The following is a 25,783-nucleotide window of genomic DNA, read 5'->3' on the forward strand; positions in this document are numbered from 1 at the left end:
GACAGCCTGAAACAATAAAAGCTGAAGCTGGAGATCATTCTCCGGCTTCAGCTTTTTAATTGTTTACGATTATTTATGAAAAGTATTTACATGTTCGAAAGCATATTGGAAGCCCTGGCGCGAGGTGCCCGGCAGGCGCCACTCCGGGCTCAGCACTCTGATCTTAATCAACCGCAGCAGGGTTTTTGGATCTTTCTGAAACGCTTCAATATCGAGGTTTCGGTGCAGATCAATGCGAAAGAAATCATCAGGTTTTTTTACATCCTCCTGGAAGGTGATACTGACTTCGGCTAAACGGTTGCGGCAGTGAAGAACAAACTGATACGAGCCAATGCAGCGCTGATTCTGGAAGACACTGCCGGAAAAACTGCCTGTATGGTCATCAGATGGAGGTTCTTCGTGTACAGCAGCCAGATCGAGTCGAAACATGGAAAGCACCCTTTCGTAAATTTAATGGTATTTACTCTTCATTGCTATCGGGGGAACTGTAAAACTTCTTTAGGAGAAAAAGGAGCTCTCATCAAGAAAGCAGTGATTATTGCATAAATCATACGCCGCCCACGGGGCTTTCAACACGGCTGCATCAGAAAGAAACCGGAGCGGTGTGCCGTCCATCGCAAATGGGTGAAGGGAGTGAAATAGTTTGTCGATATTGTTGTACATTTGAGGGCATGCTTCCTGGATGTACGGTGCTAAGCTCCCGGCAGTACCGACGAGCAGTTCATTGCCGTTAAAAATATAACCAAAAGTAGATGTGTGCATAAACGTTGGCTCCTTTATTATGCATTAAAAAAAGCCACTCCTATCCAAAGGATAGAAATGGCCCGAAAAAAGCATTAATTCTTTTTCCTAAACCAGTTGTATATGACGCTGGGTGAACACTGAATCACTATTTGGAGTCCAGAGAAATCTGGACCCATTGTAAATATTACCCTTTAATTGATTATATATTCATGCCAAAAGAACTAATCTGCTTAAAATTTCGGAAAATAATTTCCAGGCTGTACATGTTTAAATGCAGCTGCAGTTATTGTAAATATATTACATTTAGAAGTATTCGCTTACAGATGTTTGCCGGAAAATCATTCAAGGTATAAGAACAACGTATTCGATACTGCAGGAACCAGCTGACGAGGCACAAACACTTCATGAAATACAGGAGGCTTTAACGATGGAATACATTTATTTAGGAAACTCCGGACTGCGCGTGCCAAAGTATATACTCGGGACCATTCCGTTCAGCGGAACGAAAGGATTTGAGCCGACGGGAAATATTGATGAAAACGATGCCCGCCGGATTGTGGATATCTCGCTGGAAGCAGGCATGAACATGTTTGATACCGCAAACCTGTACTCGAAGGGCGATGCGGAACGCGTGTTGGGCTCTGCGATTAAAGGGCGCCGGGATGAAGTTCTCTTAACGTCCAAAACCGGCTTTCATTTTGACAATGATCCGAATGCCCGCGGCGCGTCCCGCAGCAACATTGAAGCGTCGATTGACCGGACGCTGGAGCGGCTCGGCACGGACCATCTGGACGTGTATTTTGTGCACCTATGGGACGGACGCACGCCGGTGGAAGAAACCGTGGAAACGATGACAAACCTCGTGAAATCCGGGAAAATCCGGTATTGGGGCGTTTCCAACTACAGCGGCTGGGCGCTTGCAAGAATATTCTCCGTGGCTGAGCGTCCGGGCTACATCCCGCCGGTTACCCAGCAGATCTACTATACGCCGGAAGCCCGCGAAGCAGAATACGAATTGCTGCCGGCAGGAAGGGAGCTTGGCGTAAGCTCAATGATCTGGAGCCCGCTTGGCGAAGGACTGCTGAACGGTAAAATCGGCCGGAACAAAAAAGCACCGGCAAATACCCGTCAGGGCGAAGGCTGGCCGGAGCCGTGGATTCAGGATGAAGAACGGCTGTATCAAGTGATCGATGCCCTCGAAGAAGTAGCTGACGGCCGGAACGCAACCGTTCCGCAGATCGCCTATGCGTGGGTCAAAGACCGCCCGAACGTCGGCCCGATCGTCATCGCCGCCCGCAACGAAGAACAGCTGCGTGAAAACTTGGCGTCGGCAGATATGTACTTGACGCAGGAGGAGCATGACCGGATTGAATCCGTTGCGCGCCCAGCACCTATTTATCCACTGTGGCACCGGACGATGACCGGCTTTGAAATGGGAAGCCCGTCTGAAATGCCGTATTTGGAAGGATACAAGAAATCGATGGGAATGGATGAGTAAATTTTAATATAATGCACTGGCAATGGAAGATCTCATTGCTGGTGCATTTTTATTATCCCAGTGTATATTATAATCCGCTATTATTAATAGAAAAGATGAATTATTGATAGTTTCTAAAACGTAATTGATAGATTATGCATGTGGGCTATAGTACATTAAAAAGGGCAGATCAATATAAAATAAAGGAACGTCCGTGATGACTAAGAATTATGAACGATTCCGTTCGCAATACGAACAGGAAATAGAGAAAATGAACCAGGCAGAAAACGAGGAGCTGGTGGAGCTTTATAAGGCACAAAACCGTTTTTTCGACTGTATTTTCCGCAGCCGGAAAAAAGAAGCTAAAAAAGAGCTCGCGACAATATACCGGATTATTTCGCTCGAGCCGGAAGATGAGAAGCGGCTGCAGGTGCTGAAGCAGTATTATTTCTTTTTAATAGGCGGATTTCTGGACCGCTATACTCAAACCTTTTCGTTTGATAAAAAAGCGCTTGCCGCCTCAGTAGCCCTGATTAATGTTATGGAAGAGTGGAACCTGGAAGAGGAATTTTTTGAAGGAATCAATGTATTGGTCGACGGGATGCTTGATACCACCTGGAATGAAGACATACAAGCCTATAATAATCCGATCATTTCCAGATTTATTACGCTTGTGGAGCAGCAGCTCTACCAGGCGTTAAATACGAACATCCTCGTAGGCCAGCTGGAGGTCTCCAAAAGCCATATCTCCCGGCTGGTGAACGAAGAGCTTGGCATGTCCATCCCAAACTACGTGACCCAGAAACGAATACAGGAGGCGGCATATCTCCTGCAGACTACAACGAGTCCGGTAAAAGCCATCGCTGAACGGCTGCGGTTTTCGAGCGCCAGTTATTTTGGGGTATGCTTCAAAAGCGTCTACGGATGCACACCCAGACAGTACCGTACGTTCACCGCTCAAAGGTAACAAATAACGCAGACAGAAAGGGAGAGAGACAATGGTGGTCTCCTTGCAGCATTATAAAATTCAAAAAGCATTACGCAGTTTGTCAAAAGCACTGCATTGGGATCTTGGAGAAGCACTTTTGCGAAAAGACAGAGTATATCTTTCCATTTCCTGTACAGAGCGCCACCTGGTAGACCCCTATATTCGTATTCTTCAGGAACCAGAGGCCGTTTATTTTTGGGAAGTGAGTGAAGAATTGATGAATGGGCCCGTCAAAGAAGTGCTTTATGTGGGAGCAGCTTCGGAAGCCTTTGAGCGATGGGCCTGTTCACCAATTAATAGCAGTATTAGGCAGGAGAAGGGAAAAGAAAGAATCTATGCGCACTCAGGATTTGAACCAGGCGGTAATAACATGTCTGGTGGCAAATGGCTGTGAAATGAAGATATCTGCGCTGGTCCGACAAGTAAGCCAAACGCTGCCATTTCCAGTACATGCTAAAGAAATAAGTGATAGAGTCAGCAGTTTAGAACAGAGAGACGCTGTGAAAAAAGTTCGATCTTCGTCAGGAGCATTGGCTGTTGTTTTACGAAAAGAAGCTTCCAGCGGTATCAGTCATTTATATAAAGAAATAACGAGGAGCCGTCTCTAAGCGAATAGAGGCGGCTTATTTGTGTAAATAATAAAAATTTTCTCTTTGAAGTCAGTCAATAACGTTTAAAATATCCCGGCTGGCTCGGCGCCGGTGGGACTCCATAATGGTTCTGGCCGCTTTGCCGTCGTTTGTTTTTAGGCAGGCCACAATTGCTTCATGCTCTAAAATCGAATTGGTGGGGAGCGGGCGTTTATTTACGGTATATAAACGGGCCCGGAATAAATGGTCGGCGTGAAATTCGATTAAATCGTTCAGCCGCTCGTTTCCGGCCGCTTGAATGATTCGTGAATGAAAATCATCGTCCAGAATAGCCCAGTTTTTCAGGTTTTTGCTTTCCAGAGCGGTTTTCTGTTCCGAAATTAAAGCTTCGAGCTGGGAAAGGGTCCCCTCGTTTGTATTTCGGACAGCCAACTCGGCAGCCAGGCCGTCCAGGCTCTCGGCAATTTCGTAGATTTCCATTAAGTTCTTACGTTCAATAGGGGTAACTGCGAAGCCCTTACGGGGAACGACCCGCACTAAGCCTTCGGTCTGCAGACGTATCAGGGCTTCCCGTACCGGGGTGCGGCTCATATCTAAAACCTCCGCCATCTCCCTTTCCAGAACCATTTTTTCCGGGGGAAGGTAAAGGTTCCGAATCGCCTGCCGGATAATTTGATACGCTTTTTGGGGCAGGCGTTTTTCTTCTACGGAAGAAGAAAGCTGTGTTAAATGCTGGTGCAGGGTTTCATCATAAAGAATTGAAGGGGAATAATCGTTAGTGTTCATCGAAAGCCTCTCCCTGTATATAAGTTTCTATCCGTTCATATAAAAGTATAACACCTCCTTTTTGGTTAAAAAGGAGGTGTTATACTTTTATTCTTTTATTTGCGCTTTATTACGCTTTGACGTAAACCTTCGCGAGGGCTTCCAGGATAGCGTCAGTCATTTCTTTGGTGGAGGTATTTCCTCCGATGTCAGCTGTTAAATAACCGGCGGCCGTTGCATCCCGGATAGATTGATTGACGAGCTGGGCTTCTTCGGCATAGCCGAGCTGTTCAAGCATAAGTGATGCGCTTCCGATCGCACCGATAGGGTTTGCGATGCCTTTACCGGCAATGTCCGGTGCGGATCCGTGGACGGATTCAAACATGCTTGGATATCTGCGCTCCGGATCCAGGTTCGCACTAGCAGCGATGCCAAGACTTCCGGCAAGAGCACTTCCTAAATCAGAAAGAATATCTGCTAGCAGATTGGAGGCAACTACTACTTCGAGGTCCTCTGGATGGAGAACAAAGTTGGCAGCCATGGCATCTACCAGCCACTGATCCGTCTCGACGTCCGGATATTCCTTACTGACTCTCGCAAATACTTCATCCCACAGCACCATGCCATATTGTTGGGCGTTACTCTTTGTAACGCTCGTTACTTTTTTCCGCTTTCTGGTTCTCGCTAAGTCGAAAGCGTAACGAATAACACGTTCGCAGCCTTCTTCGGTAAAAAGAGAAGACTGTACAGCCACTTCCTTGCCAGGCCCCCGGCCGGTAAAGTTTCTGCCACCGATACCGGAGTATTCGCCTTCGGAGTTTTCGCGAACGAGCACCCAGTTCAGCGTATCTGTGTCCGGATGGTTTAGCTTGCTCGGCACTCCAGGGAGAAATTCAACAGGACGAATGTTTGCCCACTGGTCAAAGCCCTGGCATATCGCAATACGGAGTCCCCATAAGCTAACATGGTCTGGTACGCCCGGGAAGCCCACAGCCCCGAAATAAATAGCATCATAATTTTTCAACCTCTCAAGCCCATCCTCATCCATCATACGGCCATGCTCGAGATAGTACTCGCAGCCCCATGGAAAGTAATCGGTTTCAAAATTGAAATTGTTTGGAGAATGTTTGCTGATAAAATCCAATACCCGGATCCCTTCCTGTACCACTTCTTTTCCTATACCGTCTCCTGGAATAATCGCTAGTTGATGAGTTTTTTGATTGTCCATTTTTTTCCCACCTTTTTTGTATTTGACTTCATTATCTACAACGTATACGTAAAAGTCAATAAAAAAATAAAATTAGAGAAAATAAGAAAAATAATTGACTTAACGTATACGCTAATATAAGATTTGGTTAATGAAAGCGTTATCAATAACAGGGAGGGAAAGAAATGAATTTCACAAAAACCTGGAACCACCTTTGGCATTGGAATGACCAAGTTAAAAGTCAATTAAAAAACAGCGTCAAAATCTTAACGTTTTCGCAGCCCGATCCAAAGCATGCAGATAATGTCCGGGAAGCCGAACGCCAGGAGCTGGAACAGGAAGAGCCAAACCCGCCCAATCAACCCCGGCTGTATTCCAAAGTACAATTGATCGGGTTATTTTTAGGCCCGTTGCTTTTCTTATTGATACAGTTCGTTGTTCAGCCGGAAACCATGTCGGCAGAAGCGGTCTCCATGCTTGGAATGATCGCCTGGATTGCCACGTGGTGGGTAACGGAAGCACTGCCGATTCCGGTAACTTCCTTGCTGCCGATCGTCTTGTTTCCAATACTCGGTATTATGGAAATGGAAGGAGTTACAGCTTCCTACGGCGATCCGCTCATTTTCTTGTTTGCGGGAAGCTTCATGATCGCTTTAACGATGGAGAAATGGAACCTGCATAAACGTATCGCCCTAAGTGTTATTGCTTTTGTTGGAACCAATCCCAATACGATTATTCTCGGCTTTATGATAGCTACCGGTTTTTTATCGATGTGGATATCCAATACCGCGACTACGATGATGATGGTGCCGATTAGTATTGCGGTAGCCAAACATGTGTCAGATTCTTTAAAGAACACAGACATTGACACTTCGCCCGGTGTGTTTCCTTTTGGTACGGCTTTGATGCTTGGTACAGCATATGCAGCTACGATCGGAGGATTTGGAACATTAATTGGAGCACCGGCCAACACGATTTTAGCGGCCACGTTAAATAATTTATACGACGTGCAAATTGCTTTCGCCACCTGGATGATGTTTGGCGTCCCGTTAGTAGTCCTGCTGGTCCCGTTAGTGTGGTTTTATTTGATCAAAATAGCTTTTCCGATGAAAGTTAATCATATTCCCGGCGGCAGAGAAATTATTAAAGAAGAACTTCGCAACCTGGGAAAGACACAGTATGAAGAAAAAATTGTACTTACGATTTTTTCACTGACGGCGTTTGCCTGGATAACCAGAAGCTTTCTATTGGAAAACTTCATTCCGGGCATTAATGACACGATTATTGCATTATGCGGCGCTTTATTGCTTTTTCTTATCCCATCCAAAAATAAAAAAGACACAATCCTGGATTGGAATACAGCTTTAAAGCTGCCATGGGGAATTTTATGGTTGTTTGGAGGCGGGCTCGCGCTTGCTGCTGGTATTACAAACAGCGGCCTGGACAGCTGGCTTGGTGAAAAGCTTGTTGCTTTTTCCAACGCACCGCTGTTTATCATATTACTGTTTATCATTGGATTGATTACCCTGCTTACCGAGTTCACCTCCAATACAGCGACATCGACCATGGTTTATCCAATTGTAGCAGCAGGAGCTGCGACACTCGGCACAGATCCGGTCGTCTTAATGATTGCTGCCTGCATGGGTGCGACTTTTGCTTTCATGTTCCCGGTAGCGGCTCCGCCGAATGCGATTGTATTTGCAAGCGGTTACGTGAAGATGAGTAAAATGGCATCAGCAGGGATTTGGTTAAACTTAATATGTATTGTTATTTCCTGCTTGATCGTCTTGTATTTTGTGCCAATTGTTTTTGGCAATTTAAGCGTTATGTAATATTTCAATACCGTCAATGGAGGAAAACTATGAAAATCGTCATTGCTTCGGATTCGTTTAAAGAAAGCTTAAGTTCAGTGGAGGTGGCAAATTATTTTCGTCAGGGATGGGAACAATTTTCCCCGCAAAAAGTGGAATTTGATATTATTTCGATGGCAGACGGAGGAGAGGGGACCTCAGAAGCACTGCAGCACGCATTGGGTACAGAAGAAATTCAAGTGCCGGCTCATGATCCGCTGATGAAGCCGATCACCGCCTCGATGCATATTTCTAAGAAACATAGTACCGCTGTTATAGACGTAGCTTCTGCCTCAGGCCTGGATAAAATACCTGAGGGTGAACGAAACCCCTCCCTCGCTACTTCCTATGGAACAGGGGAACTCATCAAGGCCTGCCTGGATTATGATATTGACCGGATCCTCATTGGACTCGGAGGAAGCGGTACGAACGACGGTGGAGCCGGCATGCTGCAGGCGTTAGGAGGGAAGCTGCTGGATAACAACCACCAGGAGCTTCCGTACGGCGGAGTGTTTTTAAAACAGCTCGATACATTGGACATGACTTCGCTGGATCCGCGGCTGGCAAAGAAAGAAATAATCGGTTTATGTGATGTAGATAACCCTTTAACCGGGCCGCGGGGAGCAAGCTACACGTTTGGTCCGCAAAAAGGAGCATCTGAAGCAGTCATGGCTTCGCTGGAAAAAGCATTAAGCACATTCGGCAAAGTGCTTAGCACCTATACAAATAAAGCTGTAGGTGAACAACCTCATATGGGAGCAGCTGGAGGTCTGGCGGCCGGACTGGCCGGGTGTTTGAAAGGCCGGCTGGAGTCGGGAATTTCATTTATTTTAAAAGAAAACAATTTCTATGAACGGGTGCAGGGCGCTTCCTTAGTCATTACGGGAGAGGGAAAAATAGACTTCCAGAGCGCTTTCGGAAAAACGCCGGTGGGTGTTGCGAAAGCCGTGCAAAAAATAAATCCATCGATTCCAGTGATTGCGATATGCGGCCAGCTTGGGGAAGGCTTTGAAAGTGTATATGAGGAAGGAATTACAGCCGTTTTTAGCGTCAGCGAAGGTCCTTCCACCCTGCAGGAAGCTCTCAAAGACTCGAAAAACCTGTTAGCACATCTGGCAGGCAATTTGTCTAAATTCTATGGACAAATGATGAATTAGAGCAAAAAATAAAGAAGAGAGAACGAGCAAAAAAAGTCGTAACAAAATGCTTGAAGCTGGATATTATCCGGCTTCTTTTTTATTTTGTCTCCATTAAAACCTCGAACAGCTATTCTATAATTCGTTTAATTTTGCAACTATTTTTAAAAAATCCGCTTTCACAGTTGAATAATTTATTAATATGTTTTATATTTCAACATGTAAGCGTTATTATATTTACTGTTGCAAATTGCAAATATTAAAAGGAGGTTGTATAATGCGTATTAAAGCGAACATGGAGAAAATCCCTGGCGGCATGATGGTCGTCCCATTATTGCTTGGGGCTCTGATTAACACCTTTGCACCTGGTATGCTGAGGATTGGAGGCTTTACCCAGGCGCTTTTTGTCGATGGGGCGCTGGTTTTAATTGCTTTATTTTTACTTTGTGCAGGGGCGCAGATTAATGTAAGAAACGTCGGAACCACTGTGGGTAAAGGGGTCACATTATTAACAGTGAAATGGGTGGTTGGGGCAGCCTTCGGTTTAATCGCCTACGCCTTTGCCGGCACGGACGGTTTATTCCTTGGCCTGGCTCCGCTCGCTATCATCGCAGCTATGACCAACAGTAACGGTGGATTGTATGTAGCGCTAGTCGGCCAGTACGGAAAAGGAGATGACCGGGCGGCCTATTCCATACTGGCGCTTAACGACGGTCCTTTTTTAACCATGGTTGCCTTATCGATATTTGGTGCGATTGGCTTTGTGGACGGCCTGTTCTCGGTTGTTGATTTTGTCGCCGTGCTACTGCCAATTATCATTGGCGCGGTGCTCGGTAACCTGGATGAAGAAATGAGAGATTTTCTGGATTCCGGAAGCAATATGTTAATTCCGTTTTTCGCCTTCGCGCTGGGGATGGGGATTAACTTTGCGGACATTTTAGCCGGCGGGCTCGGCGGGATCGTGCTCGGGCTGATGACTGTATTTCTTACCGGCAGCGCTGGCTACTGGGTATTCAAACTGTTCAACTGGAACCCGATTGTAGGCGCATCGGAGGGCTCTTCAGCAGGAAACTCAGTTGCCACTCCGGCAGCGATTGCTTCGGCCAATGCCGCCTTCGCCAGTGTGGAATCTGTGGCCACTGTCCAGGTGGCAGCGAGCGTCGTAACTACTGCTATCCTGCTGCCTATTTACGTAGGCTTTCTTGTAAAACGATTGGAGAAAAAAGGAAAACTTCAAGCGTATCTTCAATGACATTTAACGTAAAATGAGGGGATTTCAAAACATGAAGTCCTCTTATTTTTGCCAGACGAGGTGATTTTAATATGGATATATGTATTGTGGCTGATGACTTAACGGGAGCCAATGACTCCGGGGTGCAGTGCGCCCGGTACGGCTACCGGCCGTCGGTGGCTGTAAATGCAAGTGATACAAATGCGTTTGTGCATAAAGAAGCGCTTATTATTGACACAGATTCAAGGGAAATGACTCTGTCATCCGCCTACCGGACCGTCAAAGGTGCTGTCCGTCCATTGGCAGAAAGCCCTCCGAAATTAATGTATAAAAAAATTGACTCTACGATGAGAGGAAACATTGGAACAGAATTAGACGCCTTGTATGAGGCTTTTTCCCCGGATTTTATTCTGGTGAACCCCGCATATCCCGAGAACGGAAGAAGGGTGTTAAACGGGGATTTATATGTTAACGGCAAATCTTTAACAGAGACCGGGATATCTACGCTTCCGAATCAGAGCGTCATTTCTTCAGCAGTCATCGATCTCCTTCAGGCACAAAGCAGTAATAAAGCGTATCACCTTACGGAAGGGGAACTATCCTCCGTGGAGCTTCCGGCACTGCTGAAACGCCTGAAAACGGAGGGCGTGGTATATCTCAGCTTTGACGGGGAAACGGAGAAGCAGATGGTAAATCAAAGCCGTGCGCTTGCAGCTGCCGGATATGACCTCATCTGGGCAGGATCTGCGGGGATAATGAAATTTTTACCCGAGATTTATCGTTTAAGCGGGAGCGAATCATCAGCCGGAAAAGCAGACCGGCTGCACGAGTGCGAATCCGTGTTGGTTGTTGCTGGCAGCCGGAGTGATATTACCCAAAAACAAAAAGCTCACCTCGAGGCGGATTATCCCGGGTGGACGGTGCCTCCGGAGATTTTTCTAAACCCAGGGTGGCAATCCAATCCTTCCATCCAAGAAGTGCTCCAGGCGGTCTCGGAGCACAGCCATCCAGTGATGCTTATTTCGACGGATACCACGCCAGAGGCTGTAGAGAACGTGAAAAATAAAGCAGAAGAGATAAATATGCCCATGGTGGAAGCGACGAAAACAATTGCCGAAGGTTTAGGCAAATTAACTCGCCTGGTGTTCGATATTAATACGTTTGATGCGGTCGTCATGACGGGCGGGGACGTAGCGAAAGCAGTGTGTCTTTCGCTCGAGAGTACAGAATTTGAACTGATCCAGGAGTTTGAGCCGGGGATCCCCCTGGGACGGCTGCACGGATATTACCATCCGCTCGCCATAACGAAGGCAGGGGCTTTTGGGACGGAAAAAACATTCGTGCATGCGATCGAAATGCTGAGAGGAGAGATTTTAACATGACAAAGCCAGTTATTGGAATCACGATGGGAGATGCGGCAGGCGTAGGGCCGGAAATTATTGTCAAAGCCTTAGCAGGCCCATCGGTTTATGACTACTGCACGCCCGTGGTAATTGGTGACACCGGACGTTTAGAGGATGTTATAAAAATAACGGGCACCGGCCAGACGGTGGTGTCGATATCGGAGCCCTCGGAAGCAAAAGCGGATCCGGCCGTCATTTATTGCATCCAGGTAGGAAATCTGGACCCGGGTCTTCTATTTGGGCAATTATCCTTTGAGGCAGGAAAGCATGCATTTTTATATTTGGAAAAAGCCGTGCAGCTGGCCATGGCCAAGCGTATTGATGCTATATGTACAGCGCCGTTAAATAAAGAAGCTCTTCAGGGGGCAGGATACAATTATCCGGGGCACACGGAAATTCTTGCGGACCTGACCGGAACAGAGGATTATTCCATGATGCTTTCTGCTCCCAATCTAAAGGTGATTCATCTAACGACCCATCTGGGGCTGAAGGATGCCATTGAAGCGATAACGCCGGAACGCACGTATAATGTGATTCGTCTAGCTCACCACACGCTCTCCAAGGCCGGTGTTACCCAGCCAAAAATTGCCGTGTGCGGCATTAACCCGCATGCCGGGGAAAACGGATTATTCGGCTACGGCGAAGAAGAAAAACAGCTGCTTCCGGGTATTCAAAAAGCTCAGGAGGAAGACATCCATGTGGAAGGGCCGTATCCAGCAGACACTTTATTTTTCCGTGCGGGACGCGGCGATTTTGACGTCGTCGTGGCGTGTTATCACGATCAGGGCCACGCGCCGGTGAAGGTACTGGGCCTGGAGGCCGGGGTGAACATTACGGTTGGCCTCAATTACGGCGTCATACGCACGTCGGTCGATCACGGCACGGCCTTTGACATAGCCGGAAAAAATATCGCGGATGAGCGCAGTCTTCTGGAGGCGCTCACCATTGCAGCGGAGCTTGCTCCTAAATAATTCATTCTCCATAGTGTGCCTTTTTTCGTGTAAAATATGAAGAAAATTGCATTAAAGGGAGTAAGCAAATGTTGAAAATAGGAATTATAGCTCCTTATGAAGGCTTAAAGGAAGTAGCAACCAGGATTAGTGCTTCTCACCAGGAAGTAAGGATAAACGTAGAGTCAGCAGACCTGGAGGAGGCTGTGGAGCCGGCCCGGCGTCTGGAGGAGCTGGGTTATCATGTATTGATCAGCCGGGGAGGGACAGCGCAAATTCTGCGTGAACGGTCCTCTCTGCCCGTGGTGGAAATTGATGTTTCCGGCTACGATATTTTGCGCACGCTGCTTTTGTTCAAAGACTCGAAGGACCCTATAGAGCTGATTGGATTCCCCAATGTCTGCCATGGGGTGAATCAGGTGGCGGAGCTGCTTGGCATATCCATTTCCTATCAGGTTATTCACAGCTCTCAAGAAGTGCAGCAGGCAGTAGAAAATGCCATCAGCCGGAATATTCAAGTTATCATTGGAGACACGGTAACTTTAACAACCGCCCGCCGTTTTGGACTGGAGGGAATCATGATCACCTCCGGGCCGGAGTCGGTGGAACAGGCTGTGGTTCAGGCTAAGGAAGTCGGGAGCGTGCTGCTTTACCAGGAAGCCATGAACACAAGCTATCACCATCTGCTGGAGCATCTACCGGAAAGTATTGCCCTTGTTAAAGAAACAGGAGAATTAATGTTTGCCAACCAGCCTTTTTTAAACCTGTTTCAATTAACATCACATGCAAGTAATTATGCTGATAAAAACGATATTTTACAGAGCTTACATCAAAAAATGCTGAATTACGCCTTCCTTCAGGAAAACTTTAGCATTAATGGACGCAGTGTAATTGCAGAAGGGGAATTTTTAGTTGAAGGAAAAGAAAGGCTTTATTTTCTGAAAATCAGTGATGAAAACAGATACAGGGTGGAACAAAACGGTTTAGTTATTCAGCCGCTTCAGTCAGACATTGTCTCCTTTGGCCAAATTTCGACAGCTGATGAGCGGGTACGTTCCATTGTGGAACGGGCGAAGAAGTTTACGGAATCCGTATACTTTCTCCAGGGTGAAAATGGTACAGGGAAGCGTTCCATTGCTGCTGCCCTGCATCATTATCGTAATAACTATATTGAAAATCAATGGGAAGTAATACTGGACAAAGATTTCGATGAAATGGCGATGAAGCGGCTCGAAGCGATGATTTTATCGGGGAACGGAACGTTTTACATGAAAAACTGGGAGGCACTTTCAGCTGAACGGCTGGAACAGCTTTTTGAGGCTGCCTTTGATTCTGTGGCGGTAATTATTTTTGCTGCTGCAGACACCAACCAACCTCTGCTTCAGGAAAAGTTTCAAAAGAAAAGCATCGTGCTTTCGCTTCCGCCTTTACGGGAGAGAATTGAGCATTTGCCTGAGTATATACGCACCTTCATTGCCAGAAACAATTCAAAATACGGAAAACAGGTGGTGGGAGTGGAAAGCGGGCTTTTGCTGGAATGGAAATCCTCTCGCTGGCCTGGGAACTTGCACGAACTGCAGGAAATGGTTGAAATGGGAGTGAAAAATTCCGAAGGCCCGTACATTTCCAGGGAAGCCGTTCAAACTAATCCAGCATCCGCATATGGCGCCAGGGAACTGCTGGACCTGAATCAGTCACTGGATAACATCGAGAAGCAAGTGATCAACCTGGTGCTGCAGGAAGAAAACATGAACCAGACCCGGGCGGCCCAAAGGCTGGATATTAACCGGTCCACGTTATGGCGCAAGCTTAAAGGCTGAAAAATAAAATTCATATAATGAGAAATAGACAAGCACCTCCACCAATGGGGGTGTTTTTTCTTATGGGAAAAAGCGTAAAGCCTTTTCCTTGCTTTAAAGCGGACTGTACGGGTTACACTGAATGCATCACTTCTCCAGGGATTGCAGAGAAGTGAAGATAAGAACAAACATATTAATGACAAGGTGGGACTCAGCTATGAAAGCAAATATCATGTACGAAGCGGGCGACGTCCGCGTAGAAGACGTACCGAAGCCGCAGCTCGAGGAATCGACAGACAGCGTGTTGAAAGTCGTCGCTGCCTGTATCTGTGGAAGCGACCTGCATCCGTACCGCCATATGCATGCCGATGAACAAGGCGGAGGCGAACCGATGGGCCACGAAGTGATCGGCCGAATCGAAGAAATGGGCTCTGGCGTGACGGACTTCAAGAAGGGGGATCTCGTCGTGGTGCCATTTGCATATGGAGACAACACGTGCCCGTACTGCCAGGAAGGCCTGCAGACATCCTGTGTGAACGGCGGATTTATGAGCGGCTGCCAGGCCGAATACGTACGCATACCTCAGGCGCAGGGAAGCATGTTTAAGCTTCCGGACGAGATCGGTGATGATTCGCCGCTGCTTCCGTCCCTGCTGACGATTTCGGATGTTTACGGCACCGGCTACCATGCCGCAGTCATGGGCGGCGTAAACGAAAACACCACCGTCACCGTAGTAGGCGACGGAGCCGTTGGACTGCTTGCGGTGCTGTCGGCGAAAAAGCTCGGAGCCCGAAAAATCATATTAATGGGGCGCCACAAGGAGCGTACCGACCTCGGAGTGGAATTCGGTGCCACCGACGTTGTTTCCGAGCGTGGAGACGAAGGCATTGCCAAAGTCCACGAGTTGACGAATGGGGAAGGCACCCACGTCGTGCTGGAGTGTGTCGGGCTGATGCCGGCCTATGACATGAGCGTGGGCGTTGTCCGTCCCGGCGGCGTGATCAGCCGTGTGGGCGCGCCGCAGTACGAAGAGGCAGGGGTAGGCTTTGCGAGTCTCTTCAGGCACAATATTACGCTCACGGGAGGGCCCGCTCCGACACGTGCCTATATGGACGAACTGCTGCCGGACATTCTGGACGGCTCCCTCAATCCGGGCCGCGTGTTTGACGTCACGATGGGAATTGACGACGTTCCGGAAGGCTACCGGGCGATGAATGACCGCGAAGCACTTAAAGTACTGGTCAAACCGTAAAATATATATAAAAAGCAAAGGGAAAACACATCAAATTGTGTTTTCCCTTTGCTTTTTATATAATACGATAAGTGTGCCCGGATAACGTTTCAAACCGACAGCACAGAAAGAAAAGATACACCAATGTTCCCCATAAAAATAAGGGCATTAATTGCAAACGTTTTGCAGTAATATTTACCAGCAAAGGAGAGTATGTATGGTTACCTTTTTATTGCTTTGTATAGCGCTTTCAGGCATTGGCCTATGGATGTACGGGCATAGGAAGCGTGCGCGAATGGCGGTGTTTACCGGAAGCCTGGGCGTGGCAGCTCCGCTGCTGTATGTCGCCGGAGGCGGACTGCTGCTGCCGCTTGCGCCGCTGCTGTCGCTCGGGGCTGTTTACTGGACAGTAAATAGAGCCGGCGGGAAGCGCTAAAACCTGTATGTAAAGCAGCCGCAGCAGCTAGCCGTGCTTTCTCTAATCGTTGCGGCAGTAGGAAAGAAAAGAAGCTTTATCATTTGCAGATAATTTTCAAGTGTGCATTGTTGAAATTACATATGGACCTGTGAGAGTATATAAAAATACTGAGCAGTAAGTTCCACAGCCGGCTGGAAAATACTTTCATGCCCGCAGGTCCAAGCGTTGATTCGTACTGGCAAATTCCCTGCCCGGCCCCGGACAAATACATTGCAATCATTATTACGTTTACTTATCGTCTTCCGGGGTTATATATAAAGATATTAGAGAACAGGCAGCGGAGTTGGCAGATGGGGGAAATGAAAGCAGGCATTCGCCGCAAAAATACAAGTATGGGGGCAGGACAAGCACAAGAGCCATGGCGTCACTGAGTACTATCAAACGCATGGTTTCACTGGAGAAGCTTGTGCTATGGAAAGGGGTATTTTTTTATGCAGGACCAATGCGAAAATATTACGCTGGACGACATTATGTTAACGTGTGACGGATACTTACACATTATAATGGAAGGGGAGCGGTCGCTTCATTTGAAAGACAATGACGGCTTCCGCTATTACTACGATAAGAAAACCCAGTGGATTTATGCAGAGAACGGAAGGGGCGGATGGAATTTCCTCGATGTGGTGGAAAAGCCTCAAACCGCTTCCCATAAAGGAGGCACCCTCCTCGAACGAGTGAAGCTGCGGCTGAAAAAGTGGAAATGGGCTTTTGATAATTAATGGCGCTCATGCTTATATGAGCTGAGTTATATGCAGAGACTCCGGATGAGGGGGCCTCTGCTTTTTTATTATCAAAAAGCGGTCCCCATGCCGGAGACCGCTTCGTGGTAATTTTCGTTATTTCATCGCCTGCTGCATTGCGTCAAAGACTTCCGTGTTCTTCAAGTTTCCGGAGAATGCTTCTTCTCCCGGGCCTTCTGCATAAACGGTAATGTCTACAGCGGTGTGATCCGTGCTTGTCCAGTCAATGCCGGAACGTTCACTTAACACGTGGTTAAAGCCAAGCTCAAGCGATTCTGCTTCTTCCACCATGGTTTCTTCTTCGCCCGTCATCGTCATGCCGGTATGCTCTTCAAATACTTCGGCAGGCTCCTCGTCGCCGAGAAGCACCTGCTCCTGCATCGCCGCTCCCGTCGCCTTTACGTTTTTCAGGACGGAAGGATGATTTTCTTCGGTGGCTTCGCTGGCGCTTCCACCCGTGTCGTGGTCACTCGCTACAACGACGAGCGTATCTTCATGCTCCTCCGAGTAAGCTGTCGCTTCTTCCACGGCCTTTTCGAAAGCTTCGGTATCAGACATCATCCATGCAGGGTCGTTGGCGTGGCCGGCCCAGTCAATCTGGCTGCCTTCCACCATCAGGAAAAAGCCGTCTTCGTTCTGCGATAAATGGTCAATGGCCGAGGAGGTCATTTCGGAAAGGGACGGCTGCACCGGGCTCTGCTCCATGGAAGTGTTCATAGCGTCATCCGCAAACAATCCCATGATCCGGTCGCCTTCAGCTTCTTCCATCGCACGCTCGGTTTCTACATATTCAAAGCCGGCATCAATGGCTTTATCCACATAGTTTTCTCCGTCTTCCCGGATGCCGCCTTCAGATTCCGGCAGGAAGTGTTCACGTCCGCCGCCGTACATCAGGTCCAAATTTTCGTTTTCTGCCATCTGTTTCGCGATTTCTGTATAATTGTTCCGGTCTTCTACGTTAGAAGCAAAAACGGCCGGGGTCGCGTGAGTGATCGTCGATGTTGCGACAAGTCCAGTAGATTTGCCCATGTCAGCGGCGTTATCCAGAATGGAAGGCATTGTTTCGCCATCCGGCGTTGTGCTGATCATGCCGTTGTTAGTACGTTCACCAGTAGCATATGCGGTCCCCGCAGCGGCAGAGTCCGTAATAATAGAATCGGCAGAGGAAGTGTCCACTTTGCCGGTCGTCATGTCGCGTTCTTCCCATACCGGCTCTCCGTCTTTATAAAGACTGTAGTTTTTCGACACGCTGTCCGAAAACCCGTCTGGAACCATGAGGATGACGTTTTCCGCTTCCGTTTCTTCCGATGCCTGCTTCGAATTTTCCTTGGCTGCAGTGTCTGCATCATCGTTTTCCGACGCCGCGGCAGTACCAGCAATAAGGCTGCTGGCCCCGAGTAGTACAGCCGCTTTCGTTGAACGCTTCCACTTCTTCATTCAATGACCCCCTATATGTTTGTAACCGTGGATAACTCCACGCCCCTTACTATAAATAGAATTTATGAAGTGAATGTTAGAGTCATTTAAACATCGTGTAAAGGAAATAATGGAACCGGAGCCAAAAGCTTCATAATTAAATTGAATACAGTTTGCGCTGTCAATTAAACAATTGTTTGACTGTTTGCTTAAATAGGTATAGGATTCAATTAAACAACCATTTAATTGTTAAATTGAAAGGAAGATCTTAATGGCTAAAACAACGGAACAGTGTGATATATATTGCTACGACCCGGAAAAGGTGTCCCGTGTCCAGACACAGGTCGGGCAGGTGGATGCGCGGAGTGCCTCCCAGTGGTTTAAAGTGCTTGCCGACGAAACCCGTTACAAAGTAGCTTACGCCCTCAGCGTGGAAGGGGAGCTGTGCGGCTGTGACCTGGCAAATATTTTGGGAACCTCGACCGCCACCGTGTCGCATCATTTACGGATTCTGAAGCAGGCAGGTGCTGTCACCTACCGCCGCGAAGGGAAGCTGGTTTTCTATACTCTTTCCGGCAGCCAGATCTCTCACCTGCTCGGGGGCATGGAACCGGGAAGGGAGGAGACGTCAGTTGGCGTTTAAAGACGAGACCCTTGAACGAAAAACCACCGAAGAAGAAAAAAAGGAAGGATGCTCCTGCTGCAGCGAAGAAGAATCCAGCCGGCCGTCTGCTTCGCGTTCTTTTTCCATCCAGCTGACGCCGGTCGAAGAAACGTCCTGCTGCAGTTCAAACGAGGAAGCCGAGAAGGACAGCTGCTGCACACCGGCCTCAACGACGGAAGAAGAAGAGGAAACGGAAGCTTTTGATGCCGGTGAAAATGCGTATACCTTCCAGGTAGAGGGGATGGACTGCCCCTCCTGTGCAGCGACGCTGCAGAAGGGCGTTTCGCGCCTGGCAGGTGTCCAGGAGGCAAAAGTACAGTACACTACCGGCAGTATGCAGGTATCCACGGATGGGACCGTGGCTCCGGCAGCGATTCAGCACACTGTGCAGCGGCTCGGGTACAGTACGCAGGTGCCGGCAGCGGATACAGGCGAGACCTATAATATTTACGGCATGGACTGCGGCTCCTGCGCGGCCACGGTGAATAAACATTTTGCGCAGCTCGACGGCGTGCGGGATGTGCAGGTGCATTTTACGACAGGAAAAATGGTCATCGACCACCAGCTTTCCCGGGATACCGTGAAACGTGAGGTCGAGCGGCTTGGGTTTGAAGCGGCTCCTGTCACAGAAGAAGACTCTTCTTCCAGGCAGCCGGAGGCTTCCCCGCTCCGCGGAATGACGAACACAATTGTTTCCGGGGCGCTTCTGCTCGCCGGTATTGCCAGTTCACTGACGCCGGCTCCGGCGCTCATTTCGATTCTTTTGTATCTTTCCGTTATTGTGGTCGGAGGCTACAAGCCGGCGAAAAGTGCCTATTATGCTATCAAAAGCCGGTCGCTTGATATGAATGTCCTCATGATGGGCGCCGCCATCGGCGCTCCGCTCATCGGAGAATATTTTGAAGGGGCCCTGGTCGTCTGGCTGTTTGCGCTGGGGAATGCGCTGCAGCAGTATTCCGTCGCGAAAACGCGCAAATCGATCAGCCATCTGATGGATCTGGCCCCGGCGGAAGCCTGGGTGAAAACAGGAGACACGTGGGTCCGGCGTCCGGTAGAGGAAGTCCGGATAGGACAGACGATGCTGATTAAGCCGGGAGAAAAAATTCCGCTGGACGGCACTATCCGCGCAGGCACCTCCATGATTGACCAGTCCCCGATTACCGGGGAGTCGCTTCCGATCGATAAAGCCTCCGGAGATACGGTATACGCCGGTACGCTGAATGACTATGGAAGCCTGGAGGTAGAAGTGACGGCACGACCGGAAAATACGACGCTTGCCAGAATCATTCATCTGGTGGAAGAGGCGCAGGAGCAGCAGGCGCCGACCCAGAGCTTTGTGGACCGGTTTGCGGCGATTTATACGCCGATCGTGTTTGCTGCTGCTATTGCGGTGATTGTGGTGCCGCCGGCCATTGGTTTTGGAGGCTGGTCCGACTGGGTGTACCGGGGCCTGGCGCTGCTTGTCGTAGCCTGCCCGTGTGCGCTTGTCATTTCAACGCCTGTCGCCATCGTTTCAGCCATCGGCAATGCGGCTAAGCAGGGCGTGCTGATTAAAGGCGGGGCCTTTCTTGAAGCCGCCGGTACACTGAATGCTCTGGCCTTTGACAAGACTGGGACGCTCACGGAAGGAAAACCGGTCGTGGAAAAAGTGTATGCGGCAGATGGCGACGCGGACCGGCTGCTGTCGGTGGCGTCGACCCTGGAGGCGTATTCGAACCATCCCATCGGGCGTGCCATTACAGCGTACGCCGGAGAACAGAAAGTGGCCTCCCGGGAAGGAACAAACTTTTATGCAGAGCCCGGGAAAGGGGTGGCCGGTACGATTGAAGGCAAATCGTATGCTGCCGGAAAGCCGGAGTGGCTGAAAGAGAAGGGCGTCCAGATAGAAAAATACGAAGAAGAAATCCAACAGCTTCAAAATGAAGGCATGACTGTTGTGCTGGTCGGCGACGGGGAGAGTGTGCTGGGCTATGTAGGCGTAGCCGATAAAATCCGCCCGATGTCCTCGGGAGCAGTACAGTCGCTTCATAAAAACGGTATTCGCGAGTTGACCGTTCTTACCGGCGACAATGAAGGGACTGCCGCGAAAATTGCGGGCCAGGCAAACATTGATCGGTATATGGCCGGGCTGCTGCCGGAGGATAAGGCAAAAGCCGTACGCACCCTGCAGCAGGAAGGCCGGCGGGTCGGCATGATCGGAGACGGCATCAATGACGCTCCGGCGCTTGCCACCGCCGATATCGGCATTGCCATGGGCGGTGCCGGGGCTGACACCTCGATGGAAGCGGCAGACATTGTCCTGATGGCGGACAACCTTGAAAAGCTTCCGTATACGATCCGCCTCAGCCGGAAAGCGCTGCGCATTATTAAGCAGAATATCTGGTTTGCGGTGCTGATTAAAGTGGCTGCACTGGCGCTGATCGTGCCGGACCTGCTGACGCTTTGGATGGCGGTGCTGAGCGATACCGGAGCCGCCCTTATCGTGGTGGCGAACAGCCTGAGGTTGTTCCGGCTGCGGGGATAGCTCGCCGCGATATAAATGTAAAAGCCAGACGGGCGACCCGTCTGGCTTTTTGCTGTTTAGTTATTCAGTGCCTGGTCGAGGCTTTCAATATTATCTTTCATTAAAGAAACATAGGTGGCATCATTTTCAATATCTTCTTCCATGACGCTGGACAGGTTATGCAGGTAGGCGACATCCGCGCCGATTTCCTCCTGTACCGTTTCTGCTGTTTGAGAAGGAATATTCTGTTCCAAAAGGATGGTATTAATGTTATTTTCTTCTGCTGTAGCAACAATCTCGTTGATTTCCTTTACGGAAGGCTCGTCTTGGGCATTGATGCCGCTGACAGGAATTTGTTCGAAGCCGTACCGCTCTTCCCAATAGCCATAAGCCGCATGGGAGACGATAAACTGATTGCTGTCACTATTGTCAGCTACGTCCTGGAATCCCTGGTCAACGTCTTCAAGATCGGACGCCAGGGCCTGGTAGTTTTCTTCAAACGTTTCTTCCTGCTCCGGCATTTGTTCCACTAATTCGTTCTTGATGCTCTCAGCAGCCTGCTGGGCACGGACTGGGTCCAGCCATACGTGAGGGTCTACGCCGCCGTGGCTGTGCGAGTGGCCTTCTTCACCATGGTTGTGGCCTTCCTCGCCGTGGCTGTGTCCTTCTTCACCGTGGCTATGGTCATCTCCGCCGTGGCTGTGCGAATGTCCTTCAGAGACTTCCAGCATATCCATGTTATTGGTCACTTCGAGCACGGAAACGTCCTGGCCTTCGACCGTGCTCTTCGCTTCTTCCGCAAATCCTTCCATGCCGCTTCCGGTCATAACAAACAGGTCGCCCTCGGCTATGTTAGTCAGCGTCTGGGGAGTAGGGTCAAAGGAATGGGCATTGGAGCCGGGTGGAACGACGTTTTCAACATTCACATAGTCGCCGCCGATTTGTCTGGCAAAGTCCTCCCAGGCAAACAGGGTGGTGTAAACGTCCAGCTTTTCGTTTTGCGCCTGCTGGTCTTCGTTATTATCCCCGGAAGCGTTTTGCTGGTTTTCGTTTCCCGTGCTGCAGGCCTGAAGCAGGACAGCGCCGGCAAGTATAGAAGCACCTAGTGCAGTTTGTTTTTTCATTTATACTCGATCCTTTCTGTAAACAGCTTGCTGATTGAGAGATAATTAGTGGGCGATCATTTCATGAGTAATTTCTTCGCCATTCATATCTGACGGGTAGTAGGTCGGCCAGTTTTCGACTTCCTCCAGCAACTCACCGTTATCGTCCCCCCAATAAAGGTGGTAATGCCCGGCGTCGGTCGGAGCAATGCTGTGATCGCTGAACTGGATGTATTCAGGCATTCCTTCGTCGCCTTCTTCTAATTCGAAGACAAATCGAACGCCGCGGTTGCCGGCTTCGTATTCCAGAATCTCATGGCCGCCGGAAGCGTATCGCCCGGTCATTTCTTCTCCGTCCTTCATGAAGGAAACGGTGCCATCCTCTTCAATAGTAATTTCATCCACGTCGGTCTGGTAGCCTTCCTCGTAATATTCTTTGTATTCTTCCTGCGTCATTTCACCATCTTCTTCCGCTTTGTGGGCGAATACTTCATCGAGCGTGCCGTCTTCCAAATAAGGATAAACAGACTGCCATTCGCCGGCCCAGTCGGAAAGAGGGCGGTCTTCTACTTCATCATTGTAGAAAAAGCCGTTGTAAATGCGCTGGGATTCGGCGTCCTGGGAGTGGCTGTGGTCATGACTGTGATCATGGCTTTCTTCGTCATGGCTATGGTCATGGCTTTCTTCTTCATTACCATTGCTGCTTTCGTTCTGATCGTTACTTTCTTCCTGCTCATTGCTTTGGTTTTCTTCTCCGGAGCTTTCCTGGCTCTGTTCCTGTGATTCTGAAGAGTCACCGCTCCCCGAGCTTTCCTCCGTGGAATTGCCGCAGCCGGTGATAAGCATCGCGCTGACGGTCAGGGCACTTAACCCTTTTACTGGAAATTTCTTCATCATTACCACTCCTTGTAGTTAATCGTATTCATTACGATTTAATAAATAAAAATATAATAGCTTACTAGATGCATGTACTACGTGCAGGCATGCTGGGCTTCCTGTTGAATGCATGCAGCCGCGGTGCGGGCTCCGGCAATATTTCGGGCGGTGGGCCCGATCGCTAAATCGGCCAGCGGTCCGCTGACATACAATCCCCTGGCCCAAACAGGGGAATACGGGGCAAGTGCCGGGTAGCCGCAGGGGGCAAGCGGCAGCTGGCACGAGTTGATTAGCCGGAAGAGAAGAGGATTCTGGGCTGGGTGGTACTGGTCGCCGGTGGCACAAAGAATGGCCCGGGCCTCCCATGTCGCAGCGCTTCCGTGCAGAAGCCAGTGAGACTGGCGAGAAGTGACCCGGCGGATAGGATCCTGCCTGACTTCAAGGCGACCAAGGCCCTGCTGTCGCTGCACCTGGCGGTAAAGATTTTTCGTAATCGATCCGGACCGGCGGGCGCGGGTGATGGCGTGCCGGCGTTCGGAAAATGTCGAAGTGTTTCTGCAAACCTGTCGATATTTGCCGCCCATCCACTCAGGAGCAGCATCATATTCCCACACGCGAAGCGGGTGGCGGAGGGCGAGGGTAACTTGGCCCGGAAAGCGGCGGCTGAGATCCAGAGCCTTCTGAACACCGCTCATGCCGCCGCCAATGACAGTGGCTGGCGGACGAACAGGTTCCGGTTCCTGCTTTTGATGAATATGACAGGCGCCACCCTGATCTGCAGCTGGGAGCCATGAAGGAAGAGAGCAATGCTCCTTAGTGCCCGTAGCGAGGACGACACGCTTCGTAAACAACGTTCCCCGCTCCGTGTCCACCATCCAATAAGCACCGCAGCGGTCGATGTTAAAAGCGTGAGCCTGTTCGAAACAGGACGTAAGGTCCATTTCTTCGATTACCTTAGCGCAATGATGGCGGAACAGGGAGACCGAGGGTTTCTTGCTGGAACCGGAAAAATGACTTGAATAGTAATGATTACGTTTTGCGAAGCTGAATAAATCCCGCACACGAGGGTGAAGGTGATGGACGCCAGGGGAACGCAAGTATTTCATGCCTACCCGTTCGGTCATCGTATTCCAGGCTGACAACGGCCCGGGGCCCGAATCAATCAGAAGCAGTCGTTTGTCCCGTGTTAACGAAGGATCGGCGTATGCCAGGTGGGCGGCCGTCGTGCATCCGTGGATGCCGGCACCGATAATGATCCAGTCAAGCATGCGGATGTTCATCTCCGGAATTTACATGATGATGCGGCGAAACGAGCCAGGGGAAAGGGTCGTGAAAGTCGCTTTCGCCCGACTGCTGTTCCTCCTCGGTCAACAGGCACGCCGTCAGTTCCCGGATCACCTGCTGCTGGTCCAGATGCTGGCCGATAATCACCAGCTCGGTGCACTTGTCGCCGGTTACCGGGTCCCAGCTGGCCTTCAATTCCGGCTGCTCCTCGAGCGTACGCTGCTGTTGACCGTCAGGGAGGGAGGCGACCCAGTACGACACCGGCTCAAGCTGAATCGACATGCCAGCCTGGGAAAGTAACAGCGCCGTATCATTTCGGGTGATGCACCAGATGATGCCCTTCGCCCGGATTACCTGCCTGGGGAAGGCCTCGAGGTACTCAAGAAGTCGCTCAGAATGAAATGGTATCCGGCTTCGAAAAACGAACGAAGAGATATGATATTCCTCCGTTTCCGGCTCATGTTCCTGCTCGAGCTCCTGCAGCCAGCCGGGCGCCTGCAGAGCTTCGTCAAACGAAAATTTCCCGGTGCCGAGCACGCTGGAAGGGGCCACACGGCCAAAAGCCGTTTCAATGATTTCGGCGTTTGGCTGAAGAGCTCTCAGCATGCTTGTTAAACGATGCACCTGCTCCGGCTCCAAAAGGTCCGTTTTGTTTACTACCAATACATCACAAAACTCAATCTGCTCAATCAAGAGATCGGCAATTTCCCGCTCGTCGTCATCTGCCGCGCCCTGGCTGCGCTCCAAGAGCGTTTCGCCTGATGTGTAATCCGACCAGAAGCGTGCGGCGTCTACCATGGTGACCATAGTGTCCAGGCGGCAGCTTCCGCTGAGGTCGATCCCTGACTCCTCATCCTCGTATGTAAACGTCTGGGCGACCGGGATGGGCTCGCTGATGCCGGTGGATTCGATTAAAATGTAATCCACGCCGCCCTGCCCAGCGATCCGCTGAACTTCCTGAAGCAGGTCGTCCCGCAGCGTGCAGCAGATGCAGCCGTTGGACATTTCCACCAGATTTTCCTCCGTGCGAGAAAGCATACTGCCCCGCTCAATCAGGCCGGCATCGATATTGATTTCACTCATATCGTTGACAATGACGGCTACTATCCACTCCGTCTGCTCGTGCAGCAGATGGTTCAGCAGGGTCGTTTTTCCGGAACCTAAATAGCCGCTTAGCACCGTTACCGGTATCGGTGAAGACATACTGGACTCCTCCTCATACATAAACATAAATCGTAATTGTTACGATTTGTATACTTTTATTACTTTATAAAATATTTTTATGTCTGTCAACGCCTGTCTGTAATTTTTAAATGAAGCTTATTTCCATGAAAAACAAAAAATCCCC

24 protein-coding genes are annotated in these 25,783 nt (G+C 49.6%); 15 read left to right on the plus strand and 9 right to left on the minus strand.

The window, feature by feature from the left end; genetic code table 11:
• Window positions 1-69 precede the first annotated feature (69 nt).
• Both CHL76_RS09015 and CHL76_RS09020 read right to left on the minus strand, forming a co-directional pair.
• Complete coding sequence (locus tag CHL76_RS09015) at window positions 70-429, minus strand: hypothetical protein (protein ID WP_094908380.1); 360 nt, start codon at window positions 427-429, stop codon at window positions 70-72.
• Window positions 430-498: 69 nt separating this feature from the next.
• Complete coding sequence (locus tag CHL76_RS09020; RefSeq protein ID WP_094908381.1) at window positions 499-762, minus strand: hypothetical protein; 264 nt, start codon at window positions 760-762, stop codon at window positions 499-501.
• A gap of 409 nt (window positions 763-1,171) precedes the next feature.
• Here CHL76_RS09020 and CHL76_RS09025 point away from each other — a divergent pair, with 409 nt between their 5' ends.
• The 4 genes from CHL76_RS09025 (at window position 1,172) to CHL76_RS17525 (ending at window position 3,817) form a co-directional block, all read left to right on the plus strand.
• A complete protein-coding gene (locus CHL76_RS09025) occupies window positions 1,172-2,242 on the plus strand; it encodes an aldo/keto reductase (RefSeq protein WP_094908382.1) in 1,071 nt (356 codons plus the stop codon).
• 196 nt (window positions 2,243-2,438) lie between these two features.
• Window positions 2,439-3,188 (plus strand): helix-turn-helix domain-containing protein, encoded by a 750-nt coding sequence (locus tag CHL76_RS09030; protein WP_094908383.1) that lies wholly within the window; start codon window positions 2,439-2,441, stop codon window positions 3,186-3,188.
• Between the two features lie 31 nt (window positions 3,189-3,219).
• Entirely contained in the window at window positions 3,220-3,603 is a 384-nt protein-coding gene (locus tag CHL76_RS09035) for a hypothetical protein (RefSeq protein WP_094908384.1), read from the plus strand.
• Between the two features lies 1 nt (window position 3,604).
• A complete protein-coding gene (locus CHL76_RS17525) occupies window positions 3,605-3,817 on the plus strand; it encodes a hypothetical protein (RefSeq protein WP_443093763.1) in 213 nt (70 codons plus the stop codon).
• A gap of 51 nt (window positions 3,818-3,868) precedes the next feature.
• Here the strand turns inward: CHL76_RS17525 and CHL76_RS09040 are convergent, their stop codons facing one another.
• Complete coding sequence (locus tag CHL76_RS09040) at window positions 3,869-4,585, minus strand: GntR family transcriptional regulator (protein WP_094908385.1); 717 nt, start codon at window positions 4,583-4,585, stop codon at window positions 3,869-3,871.
• A gap of 109 nt (window positions 4,586-4,694) precedes the next feature.
• On the minus strand, window positions 4,695-5,792 hold the full coding sequence (locus CHL76_RS09045) for a tartrate dehydrogenase (protein WP_079476391.1): 1,098 nt from the start codon (window positions 5,790-5,792) through the stop codon (window positions 4,695-4,697).
• 164 nt (window positions 5,793-5,956) lie between these two features.
• Between CHL76_RS09045 and CHL76_RS09050 the strand changes: the two genes are divergently transcribed.
• The 9 genes from CHL76_RS09050 to CHL76_RS09090 all read left to right on the plus strand — a co-directional run bounded on the left by CHL76_RS09050 (window position 5,957) and on the right by CHL76_RS09090 (window position 16,568).
• On the plus strand, window positions 5,957-7,603 hold the full coding sequence (locus CHL76_RS09050; protein WP_094908386.1) for an SLC13 family permease: 1,647 nt from the start codon (window positions 5,957-5,959) through the stop codon (window positions 7,601-7,603).
• Between the two features lie 29 nt (window positions 7,604-7,632).
• Entirely contained in the window at window positions 7,633-8,778 is a 1,146-nt protein-coding gene (locus tag CHL76_RS09055; RefSeq protein WP_158219132.1) for a glycerate kinase family protein, read from the plus strand.
• Window positions 8,779-9,034: 256 nt separating this feature from the next.
• Window positions 9,035-10,009 carry a 2-keto-3-deoxygluconate permease gene (locus CHL76_RS09060; protein WP_079476394.1) on the plus strand — a complete coding sequence of 325 codons (975 nt, stop codon included), beginning with the start codon at window positions 9,035-9,037 and terminating at the stop codon, window positions 10,007-10,009.
• Between the two features lie 71 nt (window positions 10,010-10,080).
• Entirely contained in the window at window positions 10,081-11,370 is a 1,290-nt protein-coding gene (locus CHL76_RS09065) for a four-carbon acid sugar kinase family protein (RefSeq protein ID WP_094908388.1), read from the plus strand.
• Entirely contained in the window at window positions 11,367-12,362 is a 996-nt protein-coding gene (gene pdxA, locus CHL76_RS09070) for a 4-hydroxythreonine-4-phosphate dehydrogenase PdxA (protein WP_094908389.1), read from the plus strand. The genes CHL76_RS09065 and pdxA overlap by 4 nt, the downstream gene beginning before the upstream one ends.
• Before the next feature lie 68 nt (window positions 12,363-12,430).
• Window positions 12,431-14,161 (plus strand): sigma-54-dependent Fis family transcriptional regulator, encoded by a 1,731-nt coding sequence (locus tag CHL76_RS09075; RefSeq protein WP_079476397.1) that lies wholly within the window; start codon window positions 12,431-12,433, stop codon window positions 14,159-14,161.
• Between the two features lie 196 nt (window positions 14,162-14,357).
• Window positions 14,358-15,392 carry a zinc-binding dehydrogenase gene (locus tag CHL76_RS09080; RefSeq protein ID WP_079476398.1) on the plus strand — a complete coding sequence of 345 codons (1,035 nt, stop codon included), beginning with the start codon at window positions 14,358-14,360 and terminating at the stop codon, window positions 15,390-15,392.
• Window positions 15,393-15,588: 196 nt separating this feature from the next.
• Window positions 15,589-15,807 (plus strand): hypothetical protein, encoded by a 219-nt coding sequence (locus CHL76_RS16835; RefSeq protein WP_143745440.1) that lies wholly within the window; start codon window positions 15,589-15,591, stop codon window positions 15,805-15,807.
• A gap of 473 nt (window positions 15,808-16,280) precedes the next feature.
• Window positions 16,281-16,568, plus strand: a complete 288-nt coding sequence (locus tag CHL76_RS09090; RefSeq protein WP_079476400.1) for a hypothetical protein — start codon at window positions 16,281-16,283, stop codon at window positions 16,566-16,568.
• Window positions 16,569-16,685: 117 nt separating this feature from the next.
• Here the strand turns inward: CHL76_RS09090 and CHL76_RS09095 are convergent, their stop codons facing one another.
• Window positions 16,686-18,026, minus strand: a complete 1,341-nt coding sequence (locus CHL76_RS09095) for an alkaline phosphatase (RefSeq protein ID WP_094908391.1) — start codon at window positions 18,024-18,026, stop codon at window positions 16,686-16,688.
• A gap of 250 nt (window positions 18,027-18,276) precedes the next feature.
• Between CHL76_RS09095 and CHL76_RS09100 the strand changes: the two genes are divergently transcribed.
• Both CHL76_RS09100 and CHL76_RS09105 read left to right on the plus strand, forming a co-directional pair.
• On the plus strand, window positions 18,277-18,648 hold the full coding sequence (locus CHL76_RS09100) for an ArsR/SmtB family transcription factor (protein WP_079476402.1): 372 nt from the start codon (window positions 18,277-18,279) through the stop codon (window positions 18,646-18,648).
• A complete protein-coding gene (locus CHL76_RS09105) occupies window positions 18,638-21,193 on the plus strand; it encodes a heavy metal translocating P-type ATPase (RefSeq protein ID WP_233133304.1) in 2,556 nt (851 codons plus the stop codon). The genes CHL76_RS09100 and CHL76_RS09105 overlap by 11 nt, the downstream gene beginning before the upstream one ends.
• A gap of 56 nt (window positions 21,194-21,249) precedes the next feature.
• Here CHL76_RS09105 and CHL76_RS09110 read toward each other — a convergent pair whose 3' ends face one another.
• The 4 genes from CHL76_RS09110 to CHL76_RS09125 form a co-directional block, all read right to left on the minus strand.
• Window positions 21,250-22,296 (minus strand): metal ABC transporter solute-binding protein, Zn/Mn family, encoded by a 1,047-nt coding sequence (locus CHL76_RS09110; RefSeq protein WP_094908392.1) that lies wholly within the window; start codon window positions 22,294-22,296, stop codon window positions 21,250-21,252.
• 45 nt (window positions 22,297-22,341) lie between these two features.
• Window positions 22,342-23,169 carry a metal-binding protein ZinT gene (locus CHL76_RS09115; protein ID WP_079476404.1) on the minus strand — a complete coding sequence of 276 codons (828 nt, stop codon included), beginning with the start codon at window positions 23,167-23,169 and terminating at the stop codon, window positions 22,342-22,344.
• Window positions 23,170-23,246: 77 nt separating this feature from the next.
• Complete coding sequence (locus CHL76_RS09120; protein ID WP_079476405.1) at window positions 23,247-24,431, minus strand: NAD(P)/FAD-dependent oxidoreductase; 1,185 nt, start codon at window positions 24,429-24,431, stop codon at window positions 23,247-23,249.
• On the minus strand, window positions 24,412-25,638 hold the full coding sequence (locus tag CHL76_RS09125) for a GTP-binding protein (protein ID WP_094908393.1): 1,227 nt from the start codon (window positions 25,636-25,638) through the stop codon (window positions 24,412-24,414). The genes CHL76_RS09120 and CHL76_RS09125 overlap by 20 nt, the downstream gene beginning before the upstream one ends.
• Between the last annotated feature and the right edge of the window lie 145 nt (window positions 25,639-25,783).

This window comes from Marinococcus halophilus (genome assembly GCF_002265875.1).
GTDB lineage: Bacteria > Bacillota > Bacilli > Bacillales > Marinococcaceae > Marinococcus > Marinococcus halophilus.